This window comes from Microbacterium sp. (assembly GCF_031178525.1).
GTDB lineage: Bacteria > Actinomycetota > Actinomycetes > Actinomycetales > Microbacteriaceae > Microbacterium.
In genome coordinates, this window is sequence record NZ_JAPSJA010000395.1 from 1 (window position 1) to 1,667 (window position 1,667).

Annotated in this window: 2 protein-coding genes; both read right to left on the reverse strand. The window is 75.8% G+C overall.

All coding sequences use genetic code 11. The features are described 5' to 3' along the window. The coding region (locus tag RIF89_RS14785; RefSeq protein ID WP_309069830.1) for a ComEC/Rec2 family competence protein at window positions 1-1,205 on the reverse strand (1,205 nt) is incomplete at its 3' end. After that, a partial coding sequence (locus tag RIF89_RS14790; protein ID WP_309069831.1) for a ComEA family DNA-binding protein occupies window positions 1,202-1,667 on the reverse strand: 466 nt, incomplete at its 5' end. The genes RIF89_RS14785 and RIF89_RS14790, both read right to left, overlap by 4 nt.

Sequence of the window (1,667 nt, forward strand, 5' to 3'; positions counted from 1 at the left end):
GGCACCTCGGGCGCCAGCAGCACGAGCACCGGCCCGCACGCGAGCTGCGCGGCGAACGGGACGCTCAACGCCGCTGCGAGCGGCAGCGGCAGCCAGCGGGACAGACCGCGCGCGATCGGCCCCGCGACCAGCAGCAGGGATCCGGTCGCGACGACGGAGAGCGCGAAGCCGTAGCTTGTCGCGAGCCACGGGTCGGTCAGCAACAGTCCCACCGCCGCGAGCGAGAGCAGCGAGACACCGGGGCCCAGTCTCCCGAGCCCGAGCGCGAACAGCGCGATGCACGCCATCGTGCCCGCCCTGACGACGCTCGGCTCGGGCGTCACGAGCACCACGAAGCCGATGAGCGCCGCGGCCGCCAGCCCGATCCGGACGCCGCGCCGCGCACCGCACAGGGCCGCGGCGCCGAACGCGATGCCCACCACGAGCGCGCAGTTGGCCCCCGAGACGGCGGTGAGGTGGCTGAGCGACGTCGCCTTCATCTGCTCGTCGAGCTCGTCCGTCACGGCGCGCGTGTCCCCGACCGCGAGGCCCGGCAGCAGAAGCGAACCCGGTGCGGGCAGGGCGCTCGCCCGATCCACGAATCCGTCGCGCAGGGTCGCAGCAGCGTCGAGAGGGCCCCACGGCCCGTCCGTCACCTCCGCCCCGCGCGCGAAGACGACGAGCGCCGCCCTGTCCCCCGCTTCTCCGGCCTGCGCCGCCCCCGCCACCCGCACGGTCGCGCCGAGATCCAGCCGCGCACCCGCGACCGCATCGGCCGGAACGCTCACGGTCACGGGAAGCGCGCCGCTGCGCTGCTGCCCACCGCGCGTGAGACGGTGCGCCTCCGCGTCGAACCAGAGGGCCGCACCGTGACGCTCGACCTTCGACGTGGCGACCACTTCGAGCTCGATCGACCGGCCGCCGCCGACGGCGAACTCCACGACGGCGCTGCGCGCGGGCATCGCGGCGGCGACGTGTGCGGCGACGGCGCCGACCGCCACGCATGACAGCACGACCAGCCCGCACGCCGTGCGATGCCGCACCGGAAGACGGCGCCACACCAGCAGCCCCAGCGCGACCAGCCCCCAGCCGGTGCCGGCGATCGGCACCGCGGCCGCCGGCAGCAGCACGCTCGCGAGCGCCGCGCCCCATACCGCGACCGCGACGGGCACGAGCCGCAGGTCCTGTGCGCGCAGCGCGGGCTCCGTGTCCGCCGAGGCCGTCATCCGACCCTCACGAGCGGCCGCAGAGCTTCGAGCATCTTGTCGCCGATGCCCGGAACCGCCAGCAGGTCCTCCACCGCAGTGAACCGTCCGTTCGCGTCCCGCCACTCGATGATCCGCTGCGCGATCGCCGGGCCGATGCGAGGCAGCTCCTCCAGCGCCGCGGCGTCGGCGGAGTTGAGATCGAGCGTTCCCCCCGCCGCGCCCGCGGCTCCGTCGCCGGCGCCGGGCGTGGGCGCCGCCGCCTGCGGCGGAAGCGCGCCCTCCTCCGGTACGACGAGCTGCTCGCCGTCGGCGACCACGCGGGCGAGATTCACCGCCGCCCGCTCGGCTTTGTCCGCGAAGCCGCCGGCCGCGGCGATCGCGTCGACCACGCGCGAGCCCGCCGGCAGCACATACAGTCCCGGTGCGCGCACGTGCCCGTCGACATGCACGTAGATCCGCCCTGTCGCGACGGTCGCGCCG